The organism is Mesorhizobium sp. M7A.F.Ca.MR.362.00.0.0, assembly GCF_004023175.1.
Lineage (GTDB): Bacteria > Pseudomonadota > Alphaproteobacteria > Rhizobiales > Rhizobiaceae > Mesorhizobium.
In genome coordinates, this window is the sequence record NZ_RZTF01000767.1 from 1 (window position 1) to 1,174 (window position 1,174).

Annotated in this window: 1 protein-coding gene; it reads left to right on the plus strand. The window is 66.7% G+C overall.

What is annotated here, in order from left to right:
* Positions 1-1,174 (plus strand): 3-phosphoshikimate 1-carboxyvinyltransferase (gene aroA, locus EOC06_RS37545; RefSeq protein WP_128310133.1); only part of this gene is annotated, 1,174 nt, incomplete at both ends.

Sequence of the window (1,174 nt, forward strand, 5' to 3'; positions counted from 1 at the left end):
CTGGAGGGCGAGGACGTGATGCGCACGGGTGCGGCCATGAAGGCAATGGGCGCACATATCGAGAAGAACGGCGACGAGTGGGTGATCCGCGGCACCGGCAACGGCGCACTGCTGCAGCCGGAAGGCCCGCTCGACTTCGGCAATGCCGGCACCGGCTCGCGGCTGACCATGGGCCTTGTCGGCACCTATGACATGGAGACGACCTTCATCGGCGACGCCTCGCTGTCGGGCCGGCCGATGGGCCGCGTGCTGGAACCCTTGCGCCAGATGGGCGTGCAGGTGCTGAAGGCGACGCCAGGCGACCGCATGCCGATCACGCTGCATGGGCCAAAGCACGCCGCGCCGATCACCTACCGCGTGCCGATGGCTTCGGCGCAGGTGAAATCGGCGGTGCTGCTCGCCGGGCTGAACACGCCGGGCATCACCACCGTCATCGAGCCTGTCATGACGCGCGACCACACTGAAAAGATGCTGAAAGGATTTGGCGCCAATCTGTCGGTCGAGACCGACGAGCGCGGCGTGCGCCACATCTTCATCGAAGGCCAGGGCAGGCTGACCGGCCAGACGATCGCCGTGCCGGGCGACCCGTCCTCGGCCGGCTTCCCGCTGGTGGCGGCACTGATTGTGCCGGGTTCGGACATCACAATAGAAAACGTGCTGATGAACCCGACCCGCACCGGCCTGCTTTTGACGCTGCAGGAGATGGGCGGCAACATCGACATCCTCAACCCGCGCAATGCCGGCGGCGAGGATGTCGCCGACCTGCGGGTGCGTTATTCCGAGCTCAAGGGCGTCACCGTGCCGCCCGAGCGGGAGCCGTCGATGATCGACGAATATCCGGTGCTCGCCGTCGCTGCCAGCTTCGCCGAGGGCGAGACGCTGATGCAGGGGCTGGAGGAGCTGCGCGTGAAAGAGTCCGACCGGCTGTCGGCCGTCGCCAACGGGCTGAAGCTTAACGGCGTCGATTGCACCGAGGGCGAGGCCTCGCTCGCCGTGCGCGGAAAACCGGGCGGCAAGGGCCTTGGCGGCCATCCCAACGGCCAGGACACCACCGTGCAGACTCACCTCGACCACCGCATCGCCATGAGCTTTCTGGTGATGGGGCTGGCGACGGAAAAGCCGGTGACCATCGACGATCAGGCGATGATCGCGACGAGCTTCCCGGAGTTCATGG